15 protein-coding genes are annotated in these 23653 nt (G+C 46.2%); 5 read left to right on the forward strand and 10 right to left on the reverse strand.

Annotated elements, in window-relative coordinates:
- Positions 1 to 29 precede the first annotated feature (29 nt).
- The 3 genes from CAG58_RS15295 to CAG58_RS15305 form a co-directional block, all read right to left on the reverse strand.
- Positions 30 to 1274, reverse strand: a complete 1245-nt coding sequence (locus CAG58_RS15295; protein ID WP_158144373.1) for a mechanosensitive ion channel family protein — start codon at positions 1272 to 1274, stop codon at positions 30 to 32.
- Positions 1275 to 1365: 91 nt separating this feature from the next.
- The gene (locus tag CAG58_RS15300) at positions 1366 to 1956 is read right to left on the reverse strand and encodes a YjaG family protein (RefSeq protein ID WP_161426343.1); all 591 of its coding nucleotides are present in this window, start codon (positions 1954 to 1956) and stop codon (positions 1366 to 1368) included.
- 188 nt (positions 1957 to 2144) lie between these two features.
- Entirely contained in the window at positions 2145 to 4034 is a 1890-nt protein-coding gene (locus CAG58_RS15305; RefSeq protein ID WP_161426342.1) for a methyl-accepting chemotaxis protein, read from the reverse strand.
- A gap of 414 nt (positions 4035 to 4448) precedes the next feature.
- On the opposite strand from CAG58_RS15305, the gene uhpT reads away from it, so the two are divergent.
- From uhpT to CAG58_RS15325, 4 genes are all read left to right on the forward strand, one after another.
- Positions 4449 to 5849 carry a hexose-6-phosphate:phosphate antiporter gene (gene uhpT, locus CAG58_RS15310; protein WP_154169420.1) on the forward strand — a complete coding sequence of 467 codons (1401 nt, stop codon included), beginning with the start codon at positions 4449 to 4451 and terminating at the stop codon, positions 5847 to 5849.
- A 125-nt stretch (positions 5850 to 5974) separates the two neighbouring features.
- The gene (gene uhpA, locus CAG58_RS15315) at positions 5975 to 6583 is read left to right on the forward strand and encodes a transcriptional regulator UhpA (RefSeq protein ID WP_158144375.1); all 609 of its coding nucleotides are present in this window, start codon (positions 5975 to 5977) and stop codon (positions 6581 to 6583) included.
- Positions 6583 to 8082, forward strand: coding sequence for a signal transduction histidine-protein kinase/phosphatase UhpB (gene uhpB / locus CAG58_RS15320; protein WP_158137687.1), 1500 nt, complete (start codon positions 6583 to 6585; stop codon positions 8080 to 8082). The genes uhpA and uhpB overlap by 1 nt, the downstream gene beginning before the upstream one ends.
- An 8-nt stretch (positions 8083 to 8090) precedes the next feature.
- Positions 8091 to 9410 carry an MFS transporter gene (locus CAG58_RS15325; RefSeq protein WP_004397397.1) on the forward strand — a complete coding sequence of 440 codons (1320 nt, stop codon included), beginning with the start codon at positions 8091 to 8093 and terminating at the stop codon, positions 9408 to 9410.
- 136 nt (positions 9411 to 9546) lie between these two features.
- On the opposite strand, the gene CAG58_RS15330 is transcribed toward CAG58_RS15325, so the two are convergent.
- From CAG58_RS15330 to CAG58_RS15345, 4 genes are all read right to left on the reverse strand, one after another.
- Positions 9547 to 10077, reverse strand: a complete 531-nt coding sequence (locus CAG58_RS15330; protein WP_337247266.1) for an opacity protein-related protein — start codon at positions 10075 to 10077, stop codon at positions 9547 to 9549.
- 224 nt (positions 10078 to 10301) lie between these two features.
- Entirely contained in the window at positions 10302 to 12329 is a 2028-nt protein-coding gene (locus CAG58_RS15335) for a capsular polysaccharide biosynthesis protein (protein ID WP_161425181.1), read from the reverse strand.
- The gene (locus CAG58_RS15340; protein WP_161425182.1) at positions 12322 to 13299 is read right to left on the reverse strand and encodes a glycosyltransferase family 4 protein; all 978 of its coding nucleotides are present in this window, start codon (positions 13297 to 13299) and stop codon (positions 12322 to 12324) included. Before CAG58_RS15340 ends, CAG58_RS15335 begins: the two co-directional genes overlap by 8 nt.
- Positions 13284 to 15422, reverse strand: coding sequence for a glycosyltransferase family 2 protein (locus CAG58_RS15345; protein ID WP_161425183.1), 2139 nt, complete (start codon positions 15420 to 15422; stop codon positions 13284 to 13286). Before CAG58_RS15345 ends, CAG58_RS15340 begins: the two co-directional genes overlap by 16 nt.
- A gap of 105 nt (positions 15423 to 15527) precedes the next feature.
- Between CAG58_RS15345 and CAG58_RS15350 the strand changes: the two genes are divergently transcribed.
- Positions 15528 to 17783 (forward strand): glycosyltransferase family 2 protein, encoded by a 2256-nt coding sequence (locus CAG58_RS15350; protein ID WP_161425184.1) that lies wholly within the window; start codon positions 15528 to 15530, stop codon positions 17781 to 17783.
- Here CAG58_RS15350 and CAG58_RS15355 read toward each other — a convergent pair.
- From CAG58_RS15355 to CAG58_RS15365, 3 genes are all read right to left on the reverse strand, one after another.
- Complete coding sequence (locus CAG58_RS15355; RefSeq protein ID WP_161429729.1) at positions 17760 to 18221, reverse strand: hypothetical protein; 462 nt, start codon at positions 18219 to 18221, stop codon at positions 17760 to 17762. The two genes, CAG58_RS15350 and CAG58_RS15355, sit on opposite strands and share 24 nt — an antisense overlap.
- Positions 18222 to 18238: 17 nt before the next feature.
- Entirely contained in the window at positions 18239 to 21103 is a 2865-nt protein-coding gene (locus CAG58_RS15360; protein WP_161425186.1) for a glycosyltransferase, read from the reverse strand.
- 159 nt (positions 21104 to 21262) lie between these two features.
- Positions 21263 to 23497: a polysaccharide lyase gene (locus tag CAG58_RS15365; protein ID WP_161425187.1), complete on the reverse strand. Its 2235-nt coding sequence runs from the start codon at positions 23495 to 23497 to the stop codon at positions 21263 to 21265.
- Between the last annotated feature and the right edge of the window lie 156 nt (positions 23498 to 23653).

Here is a 23653-nt window from a genome sequence, read left to right on the forward strand (position 1 = left end):
TTCATCTTCTGACCGTTAAAAGCGTCGACTTACGACGCTTTTTGCCATTGACGAAAATCATTGCCCGTCGGAGCTTGAGATACACGCAGACCAAATTCGGGTAAGACTGCATATAGATGATCAAAAATATCCGACTGAATGCGCTCATACTCAACCCAAACGGTCGTGGCAGTGAAACAGTACAGCTCTAAAGCGATGCCTTCATGGGTTGGTGCAAGCTGACGGACCATCAAGGTCATATGCTGATGAATCTCTGGATGAGCCCGCAAGTAACGCTCTAAGTAAGCGCGAAAACTGCCTAAGTTCGTTAATCTTCGGCCATTAATAGGGCTACTTTCATCAACCTGATGCTCACGATTATAAACGGTAATTTCTTGTACTTTTTGCTTAATATACGGTTCTAATAACTGGGCATGAGTTAAGCGCTCAATAGCCTGTTCCGTTAAAAACTGAACACTCGTCGCATCCACTAAAACACTGCGCTTAATGCGTCGACCACCAGCCTCACGCATCCCCTTCCAGTTCTTAAAAGAGTCGGAGATCAGCGCATAAGTTGGAATCGTGGTGATGGTACGATCCCAGTTTTGCACTTTGACCGTGGTTAAGCTGATGTCAATCACATCGCCATCTGCGCCATATTTGGGCATCTCTAACCAATCACCGACACTGAGCATTTTATTGGCCGATAACTGCACCCCTGCGACTAAGCCCAAAATTGGGTCTTTAAACACCAACATGATCACCGCCGTCATCGCACCGACACCACTGAGAAGCAGTACCGGCGACTTACCGATTAATATCGACGTCACTAATAACGTGGCAATAATAAATAAAATGATTTTGAGGCTTTGGTTTAACCCTCGTAATGGCATCGTGCGGCCAACGGCGGTTCTCGATAGCAAGATTTCCAACACATTAAGCAACGAGTAAAAGGCTAACAGCCCATATACCACCACCCATAACGCCACTAAGGTCAGTATCACCTCACGCAAAGCGCTGTCTTGTGATAACCACAGTTGGGTTTGCACACCGATGACCGCACCTTGGATCAACAAAGCAATGCGACTGAATAAATTGCCAGCAAACAACACATGTCGCCAAGAGGCTTGAGAGTCATCGGCATGTTGTTTTAACCATCTCACCACCCCCCGATGAAGGAATACATGAATCGCAACAGCAATCAGTACAATCAATCCCAAAGCCTCAGCAATAGGGATAATTCTTGATAACTCAATATCATACTGACTCAGCCATTGAGCCATTGATTCCAGCATGGGACACTCCTTAAAATTGAGGTTGGATGATGAATATCGCTCGCAATACTCAAACGACGTAGCGCCGTAAATAAACAGAGTATCGGGGTAACTAGCCTAACGTTAAACCAATATTGCTCATACAGTCATCACGCAGTTCATGGCGCAGGTCTTTAATCAATTCAATGTCTCGCTCGGTAACTTCACGCAAGGGTCTAAAAATCGCCCATTGCACATCCCATTCAGCGCACACCGCTCCATTGCTCTTTTGGTTGTCATTGGTGATCACTTCACCGGTTTGCGCTTCTTCTAACTGAGCCACCGTACGCACCGATATTTGACTGACTTTTTGCATCGATTCATAGAGATCATCTCGATCAAGCAAACCATGCAATAACGTCGCTAGCGCTTCACAAGCGTCAATCGCCGGATAGACTAAATACAGCTCAAACGCTTCCGTCGTTGGGATCAATTCTTCGAGCTTCTCTAGCTGACGATCAAAGTCAATCTTGGCATTTTTAACAGTCATTAATTCCCAAACGCTATCCAAAATATCACGATAACGACGTGCATCAGCAAATTCTGTTTGCTGACAAAATAGAGCGTAATTAGGATACATGCGCTCACAAAGGCAAGCCATAAAGGTAATCTGTTGCCAAGGTTCAAACTTCTCAAGACGAAGCTGCAAAGGGTTCTGTAACATAGTCACTCTAATGATGGAGGAAAAAAGACCTTGAAAGTGTACTGGATAACGAGAGGGGAAAGCAACAAAGCGGCGAGGATGGTAGAAAAAACCGAGAGTCGGAATCAAGAAGGGTCACAGGTACTAACCAACACCTCTTTACTTGCCCCAAAGCAGCCTAGGTCATCTCAAACCTAGGCTTGGTCGACTCACAACTTAAAGCGGTTAATTTCGCTTTGTAGTTCCTTAGATAACTTCGATAGCAGCGACGCTTGATGCGACGCTTCTTTGGCTTCATTGGCGAGGCCATCAGAGACATCACGAATGGCTTGTGTATTACGGGTAATTTCCTCTGTTACGGAAGCTTGTTCTTCTGCCGCAGTGGCTATCTGAGTCGCCATATCGCTGATCGTTCCGACAGAAGCGCTGATTTGCGCCAAACTTTGCGCAGCAACATTGGCATCTTCGACACTGCTTTCCGATAACTTGCTACTGTCGTTCATGATGCCCACCGCCTGTGCCGTCGTTTTCTGCAACGTTTCGATGGTTTTCTGGATCTCTTGAGTTGAGTCATGAGTTCTTTGGCTCAGAACTCGCACTTCATCTGCTACCACTGCAAAGCCACGGCCTTGCTCACCCGCCCTGGCCGCTTCAATTGCCGCATTCAGTGCCAATAAGTTAGTTTGCTCCGCAATACCTTGAATTGCCGATAATATGGCATTGATGTTTTGTGCATGTTGATTGAGGTTTTCAATGACACCTTTCGCCACCAAGACTTCTTTAGAAAGATTGCCTATCGACGCTTGCGTATGCTCAACTTGCTCTGCGCCATGCTGAGATATTTTCACCGTATCCAATGCGGTAGCCGCAGTATTATCCGCATTACTGGCGATTTCTTGAGTGGCTGCCGCCATTTCATTAATCGCTGTCGCAACCATGTTAATCTCGTCTTGTTGCACGGTGATCCGTAAGCTTCGCTCATGAGCTTGTTCTGCCGTACTCTCCGCTTGTAAATTTAAGCCACGCGATACGTCTTGTAATCGGGTGATCATGCTATGCATGTTATTAACAAATTTATTAAAGTTATTGGCTAATGCACCGACTTCATCCTGATAACGAGGCTCAATACGCTGAGTTAAATCCGCATCCCCTTCAGCGATTTCGGCCAAAGCGCTCGATACCCGATTAAGATCTCGAAACAGGAAACCGACTAACCATGCAACCAGGACGGCCACCAAACCGGTAATAATAACGGCCGTGATGATTAATTGACGCATTAAGCTACTCATGGTGGCCAGTTCAACAGACTTATCAAGTTCAATACCCAATAACCACTCGGTACCCGGTACTTTCGAAAAAAAGAAGAACTTATCAACGCCACCGACCTTCACTTCTTGAACCTGATTATCCTTAACCGATTGGTTAATCACCGCCATGGTTAAATTCGAGCTGTAAGTGTTGAGCGGTTTTAAAATCAAATCGGCATTGCGATGAGCTATAATATTGCCTGTATTGCCATTAACCAATAACGCCGACGATTTTGCTCCTGCGTCGATGGCAATCACATCTTTCACCAATTGATCGATCAATACATCGGCACCAATTACCCCAAATAGACGTCCATTACGAGAAATAGGTTCAGCAATTGTGACCATTAATTGGCGAGTAATCGCATCAGCATAAACGTTGCTCAATATCTGTCGATTCTGCGCCTTCGCATCGCGATACCAACCACGTGTACGCGGGTCATAACTGGTATCAGAAGCACCGCGTTCAGGAATCGAGCGATGCATGCTGCCTTGCTCAGTCCCAAAATAGAGCAAATCAAATCCGCCCGCTTGTTGGCCTTGCTGTAAAAAAGGTAAAAAATTCTCCTGTCCTGTATGCGGAATCACCGAGGTGACAATGCTGCCACGAATGGTTAACCACTGGTTAATTGCGCTAGTAGCAGATTTGGCGATGCCATTGACCCGAGCCTGTAAGCTGGCCGCCGTTTCATGCTTTAATTGGTTGGCGGCTAGCGTGGTCAGCACCAGCGCCATAAAAGCGACCGCGAAAACGCTGGTGCCAATCAGTTTACTTTTTAACGACAGACTCACAATTCACCTCCTTGGTGAACAAACGACTTTCGAAATGTAGGAGAACAACGATGACGGTATTTATGTGGTTCTTATAACCGTAGGCTATTTTTTAAAACCACCGGAGCTTTTTGTCTCTTTTAATTTAAAAATTTAGCCTAATTCTCAAATTGGTTTTCTGTTTGCAGTCTGATATTCAAGAAAATTGGCGTGATCCGTTGACAGCAAGTGAAGACCGTGACGTTCATTATCCGTACCTCACCGTGAATCGATTTAAACGTGATTACATTCACGCTTTGTACAACACCTTGCCGTTTCTAAGACTTTTTCTTAGTTGATCTAAGACCCTCTCTCATGCTCAACCAGCCAACAAGCCATACACTTTGCGACAACGCTTAAATACACCTTTTATTTATACGGCAAAGAGAACGTATTATGTTGAAATTTCTAGAACAGGTCAGAAAACCGACGTTAGATCTTCCACTCGAAGTCAGACGGAAAATGTGGTTTAAACCCTTTATCCAATCTTATTTGGTGGTCTTTATTGGCTACATGGCAATGTATTTAGTGCGTAAAAACTTCAATATTGCCCAAAATGATTTGATTTCGACTTACGGTTTATCGATGACGGAGCTGGGCTTAATTGGCCTTGGTTTCTCAATTACTTACGGCATCGGTAAAACGGTGGTGTCTTACTATGCCGATGGCAAAAATACCAAACAATTTCTGCCTTTTATGCTGATCCTCTCCGGTATCGCCATGCTGGGCTTCAGTTTCAGTCTGGGCGGCGGTAGCGTCAGTCTGTTTTTGATGATCGCCTTTTACTCTTTAAGCGGCCTATTCCAAAGTACTGGTGGGCCATCGAGTTATTCAACCATCACCAAATGGACCCCGCGCAATAAACGCGGCTCTTATTTGGGCCTGTGGAATATGTCACACAACGTGGGAGGCGCTGGTGCAGCTGGGGTCGCTTTGTTTGGCGCTAACTACTTATTTGATGGCCATGTGATCGGCATGTTCGTTTTCCCTTCACTACTGGCGATTGTCATCGGTTTTATTGGCCTACGTTACGGTAGTGACTCACCAGAAGCCTATGGTTTAGGTAAAGTAGAAGAACTGTTTAATGAGGCCATCAGCGAAGAAGATACCGCCGCCGAAGAAAACCAGATGACACAATGGCAAATCTTTGTTGAATATATACTAAAAAACAAAGTCATTTGGTTGCTCTGTTTTGCCAACATCTTTCTCTACGTGGTACGTATTGGTATCGACCAATGGTCCACGGTTTATGCCTTCCAAGAGCTGGGACTATCAAAAGAAGTCGCGATTTCCGGCTTTACCATGTTTGAAGTCGGTGCGCTGGTCGGAACCTTAATGTGGGGATACTTGTCCGATTTAGCGAATGGTCGCCGGGCCTTAGTTGCCTGTGTATCGCTTGCGTTGATCATCATGACCTTAGAGTTTTATCAACACGCCACCAGCGAATTGATGTACCTTTCTTCACTCTTTGCCTTAGGCTTTTTAGTGTTTGGCCCTCAGTTGTTGATCGGTGTTGCTGCGGTCGGTTTCGTGCCGAAAAAAGCCATCTCAGTGGCCGATGGCGTCAAAGGCACCTTTGCTTATCTGATTGGTGATAGCTTTGCAAAATTAGGCTTAGGGATGATCGCTGATGGCACGCCGATTTTTGGCTTAACCGGTTGGAAAGGCACCTTTGCCGCGCTCGATACCTCGGCTTTCCTCTGCATTGGTCTACTGGCGTTTGTCGCGATTGCCGAAGAGAAGAAAATCCGTAAAGAGAAAAAACGCTTATTATCTCTCGCAAGCTCACAAGCTTAACCTCTTCACAACTCTCCCTATGACATCCATCCACGATGTGATGGGGAGAAGCTCAATAACTACCGATTGCCAGTCCGCCTATTTAGCGTTAATTTACCCTCTTGGTTACAGAGTGATTCAATTTTATGCACAACGTGGTACTCGTCGATGATCATGTCATCGTCCGCTCAGGCTTTGCCCAACTGCTCAATTTAGACCCAGACATTCAAGTTGTCGGCTCTTTTGGTTCCCTTGATGACGCTCGGCGAGGTCTACCAAGCTGCCATGCCGATGTAGTGATATTGGATATTTCAATGGCTAATGAAAGTGGCTTTAGTTTATTGGCGGACCTGCCCTCCGGACTGGCGGCGATTATGCTCAGCGTTCACGATTCTCCCGCCATGGTAGAAAAAGCGTTGGAGCTCGGTGCTAAAGGCTACCTGAGTAAACGCTGTAGCCCTGATGAATTAATCCAAGCCGTTAAGACCTGCGCGAGTGGTGGCTGTTATCTAACCGCCGATATTGCCAGCCGTTTAGTGACACCGAAACATCCCGTTTCACCGCTATCATCACTGACTCCACGTGAGCGAGAAGTGTGTCAATTGCTCGCCGATGGTATCGACGTAAAAACGATCGCCCAACAATTAGGGCTGAGTCCAAAAACCGTTCATGTCCATCGAGCGAACGGCATGGAAAAACTCGGCGTGAGTAACACCGTTGCTTTGGCGAACCTCATTCATCACAACTTAACCTAATGCGCTTACATCCTTTTACCGCCGTATGTAGCTTTTGCCTCATCGCTTGCACTTGGTTTTGCTTATGGGTGATTGGTTTTTACTTTGTCAACGATCCTGAATTGGCGATCCTATTTTTCCCTTTTGCTTTGCGATTAGGAATTGCGCTCCATTGTTCCCATCGCTATTGGCCGATTCTGTACTTCACCGAGTGGGCGCTGACCATCAGTTTAGCGCTGCTCTTAGCACAACCGCAGTGGCTAACAATTTTGATTGCCAGTGGATTGAGTATCCCGATCACCGCTTTTGCTCAGCGCTATTATCATGGCGAACAATGGCGACGCTTAACGGTGATCTGTCTGACCATTGCGCTATGCGCCACCCTCAATACCGCTTCAGTAAGCTTCCATGTCCCTTCAATCTATCTCACTTGGTTAGTCAGTTTAACCGGTGGATTAATGCTTGTGCCAACCTGCTACTTACTATGGAATTATCTGTTTCAAACACGTTGGTTACCACTTTCCGTACAACTGATCCGCCGAAAACCCAGCTTTAATGTCAAAGCGGTTTTGCTGTGTAGTCTCTTATTTACGGTCAGTATTATTCTACAAACCAGCCTACCAGAAGAGCTACGCCGCTTTGCCCCTTTTTGTCTTGCTATCCCGATCATCGTGTTGGCTTTTCGCTACGGTTGGCAAGGCGCGTTATTAGCAACCCTGCTCAATAGTGTTGCTTTAATCGCGACGCGAAATGATGTCTCTAACTTAGCCATCACCGATTTACTGCTGTCGATTTCCGCACAAAGCCTGACGGGCATTTTCCTTGGCGTCGCCGTACAAAGGCTACAAGATCTCAATCGCCAACTGAGTAAAGAGTTATACCGCAATCAGTCACTCTCTCAGCAATTGGTCAGAGCTGAAGAATCGGTCAGAAAAGAAGTCGCGCGTGAATTACACGATGAAATTGGCCAAAGCATCACCGCCATTCGTACTCAAGCGAGCATTATCAAACGCACCGAACAAGCCCAGATGCGTGAAGACAGTGCCAATACCATCGAGTCTTTATCGCTTAACGTTTATGACACCACCAAACGACTGCTGAGTAAACTTAGGCCGCAATCATTGGATGATTTACAGCTATTAGAAGCGATTGGGCAGCTCATTCGTGAAATGGAATTTGCTCACAATGGCATTGAGGTTCGTTTAACTAGCCAAGGGCCAACGGAGCAACTGAGCGATACTTTGCAAGTCACTGTATTTCGACTCTGCCAAGAAGCGCTTAATAATGCGCGCAAATACGCTCATGCGCGCCATATTGAGATTGACTTAACCATCGACAAACAGGTGTCTTTGACGATTAAAGATGATGGTGTCGGGATCAGTAAAATCGACCCACTCAAGGGAATGGGAATTAAAGGCATGCAAGAGCGCGTACAAGCGCTCGGCGGACACTTTAAGCTACAATCGCAACCAATACTTCCTAGCGGAACCCATTTGCACATTCAATTGCCTAGGGTATGACATCGCTTATGTTTCGTTTTCTTTATCACTCAACCACGCCACCAGCGCTGACCAATCCGCATACCATCAAAGCCACCTACGATCATTGGCGATTGCATATCATGATCGGCATGTATTTGGGCTACGCTGGCTTTTATTTTACTCGGCGCACACTCAATTACGCCGCGCCGAGTTTGCTGACTGATTTAGGATTGGATAAAGGCGATTTAGGACTGCTCGGGACACTTTTTTATATCACCTATGGCTGTTCAAAGTTTCTCTCTGGCACCATCTCAGATCGGGCCAATCCTCGCTACTTTATGGGGCTGGGCTTAATCGCCACCGGATTGATTAACATCGCTTTTGGTTTTTCCAGTTCGCTCAGCGTCTTTATTTTGCTCTGGGTCTTGAACGCTTGGTTTCAGGGCTGGGGATGGCCAGCTTGCTCAAAGCTGTTAACCACCTGGTATTCACGATCTGAACGAGGCTGGTATTGGGCCATTTGGAATACGGCGCATAATGTTGGCGGCGCATTGATCCCTATTTTAGTCGGATTTTTAACCCTGCATTTTGGCTGGCGACACGGCTTTATTTGGCCGGGAGTGATTGGCGTGCTGATCGGCATCGTACTGTGCTGGCGACTTAGGGATAAACCCGTCTCATTAGGCTTACCAAGCATCGGCCGCTGGCGCAAAGACACCCTTGAACTTGCGCAAGAAAATGAAGGCAAGGGCCTGAGCTATCGAGAGATTTTAGCGCAATATGTCTTTAGTAACCCCTATATCTGGTTACTTGCCGCGAGTTATATCTTGGTGTATATCGTGCGCACCGCGATCAATGATTGGGGAAATTTGTATTTAACCGAGCAGCATCATTACAGCCTGATTAATGCCAATGCCGCGTTATCACTGTTTGAAGTGGGTGGGTTTGTTGGTTCTCTTGTCGCAGGCTGGGGGTCGGACAAGCTTTTTTCTGGCAATCGTGGACCAATGAATCTATTGTTCGCCAGCGGTATTTTCCTTTCTGTGGCTGCATTATGGTTAATGCCAATGACCCATTTTATCTTTCAATCCGCCGCACTATTTTGTATTGGCTTTTTTGTGTTTGGCCCACAAATGTTGATTGGCATGGCCGCCGCAGAGTGTTCACATAAAGATTCAGCAGGTGCTGCAACCGGATTTGTCGGCTTATTTGCTTACATGGGTGCAGCCCTCGCCGGTTATCCATTAGCGATGATTTTAGAAACTTATCATTGGAACGGCTTTTTCATCGCCATTTCTCTTTGTGCCAGCGTAATTGGTTTATTGTTACTGCCCTTTTTATTAGCGCAGTTACCGAAGGCTGAGTGAAAACCCTCTGCAAATGGAATACAGAAAAACTGAACACCTTCTGGCGAGTTAACTGTATTCCATAATTAGAACGGCTTATGCTAAAAACTTAAAGTATCAGCCTCAGTTCATACTTATTTAACGAGACCGATTACCTTTAGTAGTTATAATTTACGCCGAAGAAAATTTGGCTAGCTTTAGAGAAAGCTACATCATCGAATTTATTACTAGCAAAGTATTGATATTTATAGCCTAACTCTAAATCCCAATGCTTAGATAGCATCGCACCAGCAGCCACGGAACCAGCTAGCAAGGCTCCTGTGTTACTTTTATTTTCTTTCTCTGTGCCGAAAAATCGCACTTCAAGATCGAACTTGTCATGATATAAACCTAGCTCTGCACCAGCTTTAACATAAAACGTATCATTTAAGTTATATTGAAAATTTTGCCCAACACCCGCAATCGCAAGTTGGCGCGTTACTGCTACCTTTGCGAAAGCATTAAATAGGGTAACTTCTGTATTGCCGTAATCTAAAAACACATAACGAGTCGTCAATTGCTGTTCATTAAGCTGCTTGGTTGCTCCCCAATGAATCCCTAAATTAAAAAACTGCTCTTCGATATCTTTGAGATCGAACCCGGACTGTTTACTTAAATCGTTACCAAAATCAGAACTTTTAAAACTAATACCAAACTGGTTTGTTGAACTGGTTTCTGATTGTGATTCTGCCTGTACGGAAGAAGCGAATGAAAGACTAACAGCATAGTCTAAGTTAAGGAGAACTGACGGTTCAGCCTGCTCTGATTAACTATTAACGTGTGAGGCTGCTGATATGAAAAGAATAATCTCAACACTACTTGTCATCGCGTCATCCCTATAACATCAGGAATGGTGAAAAAACAGACAACCACTCAACTTCTTCGCAACTTCAGCCATTGACGAAACAGCCATCGCGATAGCGATCGCTGCTCAACGGTGTTTTGACGTTGCTGATGCATCCAATCAATGGTTTGTTCTGGGGTTAAATAATAGCCACTGGATGGGCTGACATAAAAAGGATAATAAATTAACGTTGCCGCCACCAATTCTGGCAGAGAGCGAGCGATTCCGCGGCGATCATGAGGATAAATATCATCCGTTAGTCCCCAACCAGCATAAAACGGCTGACCATAACAGGTTACAGGAATCCTGCGTAATAAAGCTTCAAAACCGGTCAATGACGTTAAGGTATGAACTTCATCTATATGATCCAGCAGATACGCCATATCAATATTGCCGATTACTTCATCAGCAAACTGAGCTGCGGTTTGCTCGCCTTGCCCTTGTAAACGCAAGCCGGCCTGGACATCCGGATGCGGTTTATAAACGATATAAGCATTAGGGTTTGCGTTTCGCACTGCTTGTAATAAGGCAAGATTGGTTTTTAGTATCGGCGAACCATAACGAATCGAGGCATCCGATTCCACTTGTCCCGGCACCAAAATCACCCGCTGCTGCTGAGGCCGCTGCCAATGATGAGCACCGACGTTGTATTTACTGACTTTCAACGTCACTAAACGCTCAATCAGCCGTTCAGCTCTTTGCAAATCTTGTCCGCTAAACTGACCTTCAACAAGTAATCGCTCTAAAGCTGAGGGGCGAGAGGCATCATAGTAAATGCCCAGTTCATCAATCACCCATGATAGCGGCCGAGTTAAATCGGCCCCTAAACCCACTGAACGAATAAAACCATCTTCGACTCGTAGCTCGGCAGGTTGTGAGTTCCCCCAACGCAAGCAAGGTGCAGGGGACATTGATGGCGCATATTTTTTTTCTAATAAAGGGATACGTTTTTTATCCTGATAAACAAAATGCAGACGAGCGCCACGTAAAAACTGCTGCATAATCGGCTGCTTCCAACGTGAAACATCAACGGCGATAATCTCACCACCAATACGCTGCATTTGCTGACGCTGCAGTGCCAGCCAAGCCATTAACTCTTCCACCTGACAAGCAGTTTGCCACTCTGGATGCCAATAACGAGGATAAGCAATCAAGGCGGCATGAACCAACTGCTCTATAGTTACCGGCGCTCTTCTTTCAGGGGCAGCAAGATGATCCACCGTTAATCCCCAACCAGCATAAAACGGCATACCAAACGTATGCACCGTTTTACCCCACAAAAGCGCTTCAAACCCCATTTGAGAAGTAACACAAAATACCGCCTGCGCTGCTTCCAATAATTTGGGAGGGTGAATATCATCAGCCAACAGCACTATTCGCTTAGTCTCCTCGGCAGATAACTCCGCCACGGCCGAACCGGTTAAATAGCCTTGCTTTTTACCAGCGAGCACATCGGGATGCGTTTTAATCACCACTTGATGATCGGGATAAGCCTGCAATGCCGTCGCCAACATGGTTTGGAAACATTCGCCGTCTGCCAAACCATCACGAACAGAGGCATCACCCTTAGTTTGATCGACCACCAAAACAAACTTATCACTTAATTGCGGCAGCGATTGCTCAACACTGTGATTGTATTTCGACAGTCGTAACTGCTGCCATTGCTGCTGTAACGCTTGTGCTCGCTGCCGCTGATCTAACGTTAAAGGCTGGGAGATTAACCGCTCCAAACGAGAAGGCTGAGCGGCATCATAATAAATACCAAGATCATCAATCACTATAGAGAAAGGCGGACTTTGATGACCCAATAACAAAGAGCGCAGAAACCCGTCTTCTAAGCGAATTATCGGTCGCTGGATACGCTCAGCAAACCGAGCCGCTTGATGGGCTGATGGCTTATTCCCCCAGGCCAATACCACACTATCAGCCGGTAATTCACGCTGAAAAAAACGCGCCACTGGTGACCAATAGCTTACCGGTCTATCAAGTAAATCAGCCAAATGGCTAATATCAGCCAAAGCAGGAGAAATGGTTAAGCACTGAGCATAGTTAATCATTGACAACACATCCGGCAAGTAACGTTTGGTAATAAGCATCCTCTTGTAATAACTTGGCAATCGCCTGATACCAAACATCATGATCCATCGGCAGCAATAAACCATTCACTTGGTCGGTAATTTGGCTGCGATAAGCAGGATGATCAGCATAAATACCCACCGCACCAGCTTGGCAAATATCATAAAACTTGGTACACGAGCGCGCGGCATTAAAACCGCTGTCTAATAGCGGAGCTAAACCAATGTCTCGCCCACCTCTCGCCAATAACGCCCGATAATTGGCCCAAGACATCGGATGCAGCACATGCACTCGTGGTAAATGACGAAATAAAGCATTGGTCTCACCATCACCAATCAACTCAATGCTAAGTTGCGGAAAGTCTTTCAATAGCCGTTCAAATAAAGGTTTAAGCCAGATAAGTTCTTGCTTGTGACTGGCGGAGCCGTGATAAAAAATCGTCTGGCTGATGGTTTGCGCTTGCCAGGATTGCGGCGAACAAATCTCTGGCTGCCAACTTGAGTATTTTTGCTGCAAATAGGCATTTGCCACCCAAAGCTGGGCGTTTATTTTGCGTAAAAATGCTTGGTGCTTTAGGGTGTAATTCCAAAGTTTCCAACGATAACGAGGCGGTAATCCCGCCATGGCTTGCCAATCAAACAAATCATCATCAATAAAAAACACAATTGAGGCAATGTGCTGGCGATGCGCTAGAATCCAACGTCGCCACTCGGTGTTGATATAACGCACAAACAATAGATGATAACGTGGCCGATCGCAGGTTGACGGTGCTACCTGCAATAACGAGCATTGACTGGGCGAATCCGCTAATAGGCAAGCGTGCCAATCGACTTTCATCGCCTCTAATTTAGGCTTAACGAAAAAATCAAACGATGGGTTTTCACGCTCTTGAATTACCACCCAGCGCGTTGACGGTGAGGTATCTGCCGCCGGTATCATAGTCGATTCCAATCGTTCACTCCTTGAGGAAACGGATTAAGTTGAAAGTTAGCCAAGCGAGCATCAAGCAGTGGATGGTAAAATGGATCTTGATAGCGACTGATCGACCAGCGTTGATGCATGTATTCCACCTCTTGGGCCGCGCGCTGCTTTTTTTCTGGTGTGGTATCTTTACCTCGGCTCAGCGACTCATAATGATACAGTTTGGCAAACGGAGTATAGAGCACCCGAAGCCCTTGCTCGCCAACCCGCAAACAGAGATCAACATCATTAAAAGCCACGCTTAACTGCTCATCAAGCCCATCGAGTGCTTGATAAAGGGACTTGCGGATCATTAAACAAGCCGCGGTCACGGCACTCACTTGTTGTCGCGACTGTCCCTCTGCCTTTTGTGCCGCTATCGCTGGTGAGGCAAAAGCTAAGCGATGAGTGGCGACCTGCTGAGGACCAACCACACAACCCGCGTGCTGGATCAAGCCATTAGCAAACAACAATTGCGCGCCAACAACACCCACATTGGGCAAATCCAAACAAGCCAACATCTCAGATAACCAGAGTGGATCAATCACTTGAGTGTCATTGTTAAGTAACACTATCACCTCGCCCTTAGCTTGCTGCGCAGCCGCATTATTAATCGCCGAAAAATTAAACGGCGCATCATAGTGCAAAAGCGTGACTTGCGGGTGTTTGTCTATCGACGCAAGCCATGTCAGCGTTTCAGGCTGTTGACTTTGGTTATCAATCAGCACGATTTCATAATCAGGGTAATCGGTGAGGGATAAGACACTCTCAACGCATTGACGAGTCACCGCCAAGTTATCACGCAACGGAACCAATAAAGACACCTTAGGTTGCCAGGCCGTTTGATAGCGGATTTCCCCGACCCTATCGTTGTCAGCCATCGCATGCTCACAGAGTAAGCATTGAGCCTGCACACCACAGCGCTGCAAATGTATCGTCAAGTCAGGAAATAATGACGATAAACCCCATCGATAGGTTTGTAACCATAATGGCAAACGGAGATGATAAAACACCTCTGCGGCGAAAGTTTCCGCGATTGATAATAAAAAGTCATAAGCGGGGTGAGAAGAGCTGCGTTCTGCCCACCGCGAATCAACCCGTTGCAGCACGGTTTTACTCACGAATAAGACATCACCACAATAATGCTCAGCACGTTGCCGCTCTAAACACCAATCTGGCTTTAAATACAGCTCAGTCGGCACGCTGGCCTTCACTGAATCTCGCTCCGCCAAAGCGTGATCAGTATAGATAACCTCGGCCTGTGGCTGATTAAGACCAGCTTGAATAAAACATGCCGCAGCATAAGGCAATAGCCTAGCCCCTACTGGCAGCAATAAACCGTGCTGCCAGTTAGTATCTTGATGCAAAGCTTGGAAAGACATCACTCTCGCCGCGATACCTTGCGGAATGACAAAGGGGATCTTCGCGTCAATGTACATCTCAACCCCTTGCTGACAACACGAAGTCAGCGTGGCTAAAAAATCTTCCTGCTGCATACCTGCACGAGGATAAATCCAAATCACGACCTTTGATAGTTGCTGTTGGCTTAATCGTCGTTGTAGATCGGCAAGCTGTGACGCACGCTGAGAAAGATGCTCATGCCACCAACTGGCGAGTGGCAAAGCAGGAGAACGGACTTTACAGCGCTGCAGCCGTTGATAAGCGGCTAAAATTCCCTCATCCCGCCAACAACGCCATAACTGCCTAAGTAGCGCTGATTTATTCAGCACATCGTTACGTCGAATAACAGCCAATAGCGCGAGCAACCTATGCACACCAGCATAACATGATGATGCACGACGAACGGTTTGCTCGGTCAACCTCACCGTAAGGCTTGAACAACGGTTACTGTCACGTAGAGCAATCGCTGAAGCACCTTTGGGTAATCGAATCCACTGTCGAACGCGCCCGTGCAAACTCATACCTAATGGAAGCTGTTGATGCTGTAAATCATTATCGAGAAACTCAATCACCACCCCTTGATACTGCCATGGGTCGCGAATATGCAGGTCGAGCCAGTAATCACCTTGACTCGTTAATGGGCCAGGTATCAACAGGTCATTATCGGCATGTGCTGATTCTGTTGTCGATAACGATAATTGGCTCTCAGTCATACTGTTCTACTCAAAATTAGATTACCGTTCCAGCGTGGTTGATTTCACTGATAACCAAAACGTTGTATATTATGGCGCAATATCCTTTGCTTGAATACCGTGCCTATGTCTTCTAAAACGCCGTCGCAGCCACTGATTTTCTCTGCGATAAAACCGCAAAAAATCTTATCGATCAATAAGCAGCAGCGTTATGACGGCTCTATTCAAGCTCAACTACGAACTCGCTATTGGCACTTAACGCAACCCAACGCGCAAAGCGTTCAGCTAAGCACTACGCGAGCAAGTACCGGATGGCATAGATTGACCATCAAGCACACGGCAAAGTCCTCAGATTCAATCCAAGATGCGGTAATACTGGAATTAGGCCAAGACCAAGCTCCGTTAACCTTAATCGAAGAAAAACCGGGCAAATTAGGCTTAATCTTTTACAGCCCAACCCCTATCGAACAACTACAGCTACATTGGCCAGCATTAAATGTACCATTAACGGCAAGCATTAATATCAAAGTCATCCCTCAAGCTCGCGCCTGCCTACAGATGATGAACCTGGTCTCACGCCGTGACAAAGCCGAAGGTGGCGATTGGCAACGTATTTACCGATTGACCCGCGCTAGACAAAAACGGGTGAACTGGTCCTTCGCCTTAGAGCGACTGATTCAAACCTATCATCCGGTACTGATCGCGCACAAACTTCACCAATCACCCTATCTTTACTGGCAACAACACTTTCAGCCGAGCATGATCACCAATCACCCACCACGAACAACGCCAATGGTCGCTTGGTTAACGCTGCCGGACAATCTCTTGCTAGAGAATGGCAAATTATTACAACGCACAGTCCAGAGTCTAATCAAACAAACCCATCAACACTGGCAGTTGAATCTGGTGATAAATAGCGCAATACCAAGCTGGTTAGGTGCCCTACTGAAGGTCATCGATGATCCAAGAATCACGGTCATCACAACTGCGGATGCTGATATTAATGCCGACGCCTGGCACTGCTTTTTACAATTGGGGGATACTTGGTCAGCGCATGCTTTAGCGCACATCGCCGAGCAGGCCACTCACCATTCCCAAGCTCGGCTGATCTACAGCGACCACGATGAGTTTAACGCGATTCAGACTCGGCAAAACCCCGCTTTTAAACCAGATTGGAACCCCGATCTCTTAAAAAGTCATAACTACATCGGACGGGCCGTCTTTTTTAACGGCCAGCAGTTCAATCATACTTGGTTAACGCAGCCACAACATCTGCGCTGTTTATCTGCCGCTTTACAAAATCCAGCCACCGCGGATAACTACCTACATATCGCTGAAGTACTCTTTCACCAAGCCTACTCAGCGTATAAGAGGCCTTCGGCTAACGAACGGCAACAGGTTCAGCAGGGGCTTAAGCATCTTACCGCGCACGATCCACATCGTATTGTGCGGGTAGTATTTGATAAAAAACATCAGGTTTATCATCCGATCTATCGCGTGCCTGCGCCGCACCCACTGGTGTCGATCATCATCCCAACCCGCAATGGGTTAGCCATCACTCGCCAATGTGTGGAGAGTATTTTACGCTTAACCAGTTACCCCCATTACCAGATTATTATTGTTAATAATCAAAGTGACTGCCCACAAACACTAGCGTGGTTTAGCGAGATTAGCCAACACCCTACTATCCAAGTGCTCGATTTTGATGCTGATTTTAATTACTCGGCGATCAATAATTTTGCCGTGCAACACAGCCAAGGAGAACTGGTGTGCTTGCTCAATAACGATACCGAAATCATCCACTCAAGCTGGCTAACCGAAATGGTTCGGCAAGCGAGCAGACCTGAAATTGGTTGTGTCGGTGCCAAGCTATTGTTTTTTGATAATACCGTGCAGCACGCGGGGGTTATTTTAGGGATTTGGGGCTTAGCGGGTCACGCACATAAACACTATTCGATGCACAGCAGCGGCTATCAAAAGCGCTTAGTCTGTACGCAGAATTATTCAGCGGTGACAGCCGCTTGCCTGATAGTCAAACGGTCAATCTATCAACAGATCGGAGGATTAGATGAACAGCTCACCGTGGCCTTTAATGACGTTGATTTCTGCCTTAAAGTGCAACAAGCAGGCTATCACAATCTCTGGACGCCGCGGGCGATGCTGTATCATTACGAGTCGAAAAGCCGCGGTAAAGACGACACACCAGCCAAGCAAGCACGTGAGCAACAAGAGATAGCACTCATGCGCCAACGCTGGCAGAGCTTAATTCAACACGACCCTCATTACAGCCGCCATTTAACGCGCCATCGGGAAGATTTTACCTTACGCCTTGAAGAACATCATTTTGAGGTTGAAGCTTTAAGCGAGAAGCCGTTGCCATAATGAACGTTTTTCCGGTTGCTGGAGAGCGGCAATCTGCTGCTGGGTTAACCACTGGCCATCTAAAACTTTGATCGACTGGCCATTGATACGAAAACCAAACTCGAACGGCAGCTCTAATAAAGGCAGTTCAAATTGAAAACCGCAGCGACGTAGCGGATGCTTTTCACCATCCACGCCCAGTTTTTTCTCCACCACACTTGGGCGATCGATGGTTAATTCAAAACTATGTCTTTGCTGCCCATCATCAATCCATACCGTCGCTTGATATATAGGCTCATACAACAGCCATCCTTGAAATTTAAGGTTTAATTCACTCGAGTTATGACGACTTAAGCAAGCTTTAGGGCTATCAAGATGCCAGCTCCAAAGACTCGATATATCGGATTTTTGACGGGTAAAATATAGCGCACGTTGATTAGCAGTCACTGACATAGCCATTGATCTCTTATTTAATTTTAATGAATTGCGGTTTGGTTAAGAAACTGTTCTTGTTGAGCTAACCATTGCTCAGCGCCTTGGCAGCTAGATGATAACTGTTTCGCCCACAATTTACCTTGCTCAGCACGCAGGATCAGTTGCTCTCGATCAACACAGAGTTGAGTTAAATGGCCAAGCACGGCCTCTTGATCGGGATAGTCTGCCCAGTAAACGGGAGAGCTAGCCGCCCACTCCACCATACTACCTTGGGCATAAGCAATGACCACTCGGCCGAAACCCAATGCTTCGAGTATGGTGCGACCGAATGATTCATGAAAATGGGATAAGCTTAATACAATATCTAACTTCGCCAATGCCTGCGACGGCTGATCGACATAGCCGGCAAAATGCCAATTAGGGGGTAAATCTTGCTGCTGCATTTTACTTACCTCTTCGGTATCAGGCCCATAGAGATAAAAATCCAGCGGTAATTGCTGCGCCTCAGCCCATTGAGCAATCTGCAACATATCCCAAATGCCTTTTTTGGCTAAATTGCTGCTGAGCATACCGACTTGAAGGCGCGCCTGATTGGGTAAAGGTAAATCGCTGGTCTCATCAAATAACCACGGCGTTGGCCACACAATCGGTTGCCGCGTAGTGGTTAACCACTCCGCTACCGTTTGTGAGTTCGCAATCCATACGTCCACCAGAGGGTCGAAATGCGCCAACCACGTTGAGGGGGTTACCGCTAATGCCTGACAAAGGCTCGGATCATGTTCCGGCAGTTCACGGACATGTACCGCAGTCGGTATGCCCAGTTGCCGAGCCGCCAGCAGCGGCAAGTCAACCACTAAAGTATTGACATAAACCGCTTTCGCTTTAACCGACTCTAGCCATGTTAACCAAGTGTCTAATGACGCTTCGCTAGTCAAACGTTCTTGATGCCACCACGCCGTTGGAATAAAAGTTACTCGATGGCAATAACGCGCTATTTGCTCAACATACAACGGGTTACCCGCCGCAGGCAACACCACTTCAATTCGATAACCTTCACGCAGCCAATCTTCACTCACCGCTAATTGCTGAAGAATTTGCACAAAACAACGCTCAGCACCAAACTGCTGATTTGATACTTGATGGCCGACATAAACCACCGCCGGCTGATGCTGTACAGCCTCAGTATTAAGACCTCCTGGTATAGAAATCGGCAACGGCGGAGAATTTGGGTCATGGTATAAACGATGCCACAGCGGATTTTCAGCACCCGATTCGGGATGAAGAAAAGTATAAGCAGACCCAGAAAAATGCGCACACGGGTCACGCCCTTCACGCCAACCATGCTCAAGGTAGTGATCAACTGCATTCATCTGCGTAGCGGCAACATCAGGGTAGCGCTGCCAATACCAAGCTTCATCAACCCAACCTTTCTCTCGTAGATAGAGAATAAAATTATCGTGCTGCAACAAAGCAGAACCTTTACACAATCGAGGTGGTACCACAAACGGGCGGATCGTCATTTCTGCCGGTAGTGGTAGTTGATCTTGCATCACTTGATGCCAGGCTAACGCACTGTCATGATACTCCTTACGCACACCATAAAACTGAGTGCGTAAATGAGTAGCGCTTTGTTGAGTTAAACTATCAGTATGAACGATACCTAATGAAAGTGGTATCATCGGCATCACTTCCACAACAGAGTTAGAACCGTAAACCTGTAATAAGCGATAGTAATATTCGGTATCAGCATTAACCGAGACATTATCCCAAAAACCCAGCTTAGCCAGTACGGAACGTCGAATGAGTAATGATGATACATTGCGATGAATCCACTCACCCTCAATCGGAAAATACTGAAACTGCAACACTTCATCACAGCGTATCCAATGTGATACCGATGCTACGGCCTGAGAGTTACCAAATAACCCTTGTAATTGGCACTCAATTTTTTGTGGGTGCGACCAATCATCGGCATCATGGACCGTTAACCAACGGCCCTTTGCTCGCCGCATACCCAAATTACGCGCGGCATAAGCTCCTTGATTATCCGACTGTTGAATCAACTTAATTCTGGAATCACGGGCTTGCCACTGTTTAATAATCTCAACGCTGTTATCCTGCGAAGCATCATCCACCACAATGATCTCAAGGTGCGGCCAGCTTTGCGAAGCAACACAAGCTAATGCTCTATCAATAGTCTGCTCAGCGTTAAAACACGGGATGACCACTGAAACGGTATAATACCAAGGGCAATATCGACGCCAGCCTAGCTGCGAATTCGTACTTTGGGCTTTTTTTATTTGCTGATATTCAAGTAATAACTTAGGTTTATCCGTTCGGTCAAACAAGGCCGTAGGCATGGTTAAATCAAGCTGTTGCCAAGCCTGCTGCAACACTTGCCAAACGCTGCCTTTGCCATGGGTCATTGCGATGGCAAGTTCGCGCTCTAGACTATCAGGCCAGTTTAAATCAGCGAATAAGTCAGCCAGTAACACCTGCTGATTTTGTTGATATAGCGCTGAAAACTGCAATAACCAAGGCGCTTGCTCAGCAACTAATAAACGGCTAACCGCATCATTAAGCATCGGCAGTAAGTAATCACTCACGCGATACCATTGTCCCTGACAAGCATAGAAACGCGCTAACACAAACCCGGCCAAACTTTGGTTGAGGCCTTGCTCCCCAAACAAGGCTTGTAGCGCAGCCAGTGCCTGCGCTTGCTGTAAGGGTTGTTGCCACAATATGGATTCCCACTCAAAAGCCGGTAGAGCACAGGGTAAACGATGCTCACGACAACCATGAGTGGTAAAATGCCACCATGCATCAACACCAGCCGCCGCGACATCGGGATACTGCTCTAAGTACCAGTGTGAATCAAAAATCTCAGCAAACGGTTCTGCTAGCACATCATTTCCTTACATCATTAATTAGAGATAGTTGCATTACATTGTTCGTATTTATCGTACAGCAATGTACCGATGCTCAATATCTAAGAGGGGCCAAAAATAAGAAAAACCATGCTCGATAGAGCATGGTTTGGGTTGCCAACTGATATCGATTAAAACTTAACGCCGAACCATAAAGTTATCAAAATAGGCACATTCTTGAGTAAAATTACCAAATTCATCCCTCGGCGCTGACCCTATATCATTTCCACCATGAAAGGTATGAAATAATATACGTTGAATTTGACTGTCCTGACTATCACTCGCTCGGAAGCGCAGATGATCGTAGACCATGCGTTTTTTGCCATCAATCCAAATCTCAAGATAACCATTAGATGCAGCAGCGGGCTGGTTAACTTGCACCACCATACGTAAGTGATAATAACGATTGGTTTCAAAATAAAAATCCGATATATATTGAACCGTACCATATTGTCCAGGCATATCTTGATGATAAACATAAGCACCTAAAGTACCATTACGACCAAAAATAAGCCGAGCACTCCAACCTTCATCGAATATTGGATGACCACCACTCACACCTCGCCGAGGGCCCAAACCATGCAGTTTACCCCCTCGTACAAACTGAAAATCAGGACAAAAGCGAACATCAAAACTTAGCTCATAACGTTCAGCAGGTAAAATCGTTGTCGATGCCAACACGCGCTCACTACCGTGCTCGTAACCTTGATAAGTAACCTTAATCGCCGAGCTACCATCAACACCGATTCCTGATTGCCTTTCTACCCATTGGTTGGCCACTATGGTTTGTCCAAAACTCGACAAACTACCATCAAAAGTTTCACTAAATACTGGCTGAGCAAAACGTTGATAGCACTCGCCGCGAGTCTGAGCCAATTGCTTGTCTAATTCATGACCACAACGCAAAGTGACTTGGCCATTACGCTGCTGCCACTCAAACCATAATCCTGAATCAAGCCGCTCTAACCAAGTGTACTGATTGGCCCGATAAACAATCGACTCTCTTACCCATTGCTGAGCATGATAGGCCTGTGCTTGATCGATATCAGATTGAATAAAAGACAAATTCTCTAACTCATAGTGTAAAGGATAAACATTCTGTGTCATTGCTAACCAGGTTGCATCAACCACATCATGACGGCCTGGAGCAAAATCATGGCGCGAACGAGACACCATGCGATCATATGTATCATAGCGAGAGATTATCACCGTTAAGCTATCGAGCTGGTTAAGAGAATCACTTGCCAATATCGAGTCAGTATCACACTGTTGCTGCGACTCAGAAAACGGCACCACTAAGCGAGCGACTAACTCATAATGTCGATTATCCCATGTGGTATTGATCGTTTGGTAACTAATGGTCACTAAACAACGTTGTCCTTGCTGCCATGCGCTGTCTATCGTTCTAACAACTTCACCAACGAGTTGTTGTTGATGTTGATTGAGTGCTTCAAGGGCCAGTTTTTGTTGGCGATCATCACTCATTAAATAGCGTCGCCAGCTAGCCTCTTGCTCACCGATCACCCGCTCACTGCGATACCAACTTTTTTCGATCAGATCATTAGTATGAACGGATAGCGAATCATTAGCGACTAAATGACGTGCGAATACTGAGCCATTTTCTAACCATTGAGGGTAGCGTAAATAATACGCTAAGCGCGCTTGTCGAGCATGATGGTGTTGCTCAGCAAACTCTGGCGTTTGCTGCTTCGCAGCGGCAAAACCTTGAACTAACAAGTTCGCCGTTTGATGAAGCTGACGATCGCCGCTGGCAATAAAATCACCATAAAGCTGATCGCGGGTTAATTGGAAAAACGCCATCACATGCTGCTCTTGCTCTTCAATTAGGCCTTGCAATACTCGTTGTTTAACGGGTTGTTCAGCTAATTGAGTGCAAGTTAACTGAGGATAGCGAGTCAACCATTCAAACTCGACCTGCTGCCAGACTAAAGACGTGAAAGGAGAAACCACGCGCGCTTGCTCTGGATAAGCATTAACAAACTGCGGAGGAGCTATGAGTTGATAGGCTTCTGTCACGACACCATGATCGGAATCATGAGCGCCGACAGGCACATCAATAATCAGTGGAGCAAAGCGCCAGCAAGCAGCCAATTCATTAGGCATGAATTGAAACTGTCCATTTTCTGCTGTCACCACAAATGGCTCAGGCTCATCCCATTGACCATTAAAGTTATAGTCAATAAATGCGCGAGCACCTGTAAGATAACCATCAATCGCAATACCTCTAAGTACCGCTGTTGGTTCATCCTTGATCGGAGTGGTCGGTGAATTAGTATTAGATTCCGAACCTCCCCCGCAACCCAGTAAAATAGCCGAGGATATAGCCACTGATAAAAGTACACTTGATTTCATAATCGAAGCCTCTTTCCAGCGAACTAAATTAATTATTAGTCGATGAAAATCAGTCGATCAAGCCATTATGACACTTATATCACTAAAACTATTATTATATTTGTTAATAATGTATTAATATTATTTTTATCTAACTATAAACAATCAGTTATGATG

The sequence above is a fragment of the Vibrio sp. V31_P5A7T61 genome (assembly GCF_009904895.1).
Classification (GTDB): domain Bacteria; phylum Pseudomonadota; class Gammaproteobacteria; order Enterobacterales; family Vibrionaceae; genus Vibrio; species Vibrio metschnikovii.